This is a genomic window from Polynucleobacter sp. 35-46-11 (assembly GCF_002281105.1).
Genome location: NZ_NCFJ01000682.1, coordinates 1 through 1,164, shown reverse-complemented (window position 1 = coordinate 1,164; position 1,164 = coordinate 1). Strand labels below are relative to the sequence as shown.

Below are 1,164 nucleotides of genomic sequence, written 5' to 3'. Positions count from 1 at the left end.
TCTGTGTTAACAAAGTTACCGGCTACCCGCGTTACAAAGAGGTCACCACGTTCCTCGTTAAATGCTAACTCAGGACTTATTCGAGAGTCGGCGCAACTGAGGATGCAAGCGTAAGGATTTTGACCTCGGGCAAGAGCACCTCTGGTTTCATCTACATTAATTTGCAGGGATTTACTTTTTACATAAACAGCATTGCCAGCCATTAGACGAGTAAGAGCTTGATCGGGATTAAGGATATTTTCCGATTTAGGGGGATTCGCGGGTTGAGCAAATGCAACGCCTGCCGATGCTATGAGTCCGCCAATAGAAAGCAAACCTGCCGACCTTAGAACAGTTCGCCGAATTGGATCATTCAGTGATTGAGAAGGTCCATTTATTTTTTTAGCGTTGCATAGGGTGCACATAAGCAATCTTTCTAATCAGATTTATTTCAATTGAAGTGAGTGCAGCTATTTAACTAAAACCTAAATGCAGATGTACTTGATTGCGTGAAAGATAGCGAACTTTCTTGATCTTATACCAATCATTCTAAATAGATAGCTTTAAAAAAGCCGCTGAATTAAAAGGTGAGGTAAATTGAGGGATTAATGGAGTGATGGCTCTTGTTTAGAGTTAATCCACTGATGTGTTTAGAATTTTCACCAGCCAATCTAATCGTCATGTTGCCCATTCTGTATTCCTATCGCAGATGTCCTTACGCTATGCGTGCTCGCATGGCCTTAAAGTATGCTGGCATAGAACTTGAGCATCGAGAAATTGAGTTGCGTCATAAGCCGCGATCGATGCTGGCAATATCCCCTAAGGGGACGGTACCGGTTTTCACGACTGATGGCATTGTGCTCGAACAAAGCATCGACATTATGCGGTGGGCTCTAGCCCAGTCCGATCCTGATGGATGGGCAAGTGTTGATGAGCAAGTAGCCCAAATGTGGATTGATCGCAATGATGGTCCATTTAAGGTGTTGCTTGATCAATATAAGTATCCCAATCGCTACCTAGAGTGTAAGCCAGATGAGGTTCTACAAAGCGCATTGAACGAGATGCTCATGCCAATGGAGGAGGCCTTCAAGGTGCAGCAGCATCTATTAGTCGACCGAATGACTTATGTTGATATTGCTATCTTTCCATTCATTCGCCAATTTGCCATGGTCGACCCCCAAAGGT

General features: G+C 43.9%; 2 protein-coding genes. One reads left to right on the top strand and one right to left on the bottom strand.

From position 1 onward, the window contains the following. Positions 1-203: carbonic anhydrase (locus B7Y67_RS18755; protein WP_293599927.1), on the bottom strand; the 203-nt coding region annotated here is incomplete at its 3' end. 420 nt (positions 204-623) lie between these two features. Here B7Y67_RS18755 and B7Y67_RS18750 point away from each other — a divergent pair. Continuing rightward, on the top strand, positions 624-1,164 hold a 541-nt coding region (locus B7Y67_RS18750), incomplete at its 3' end, for a glutathione S-transferase N-terminal domain-containing protein (RefSeq protein ID WP_293599926.1).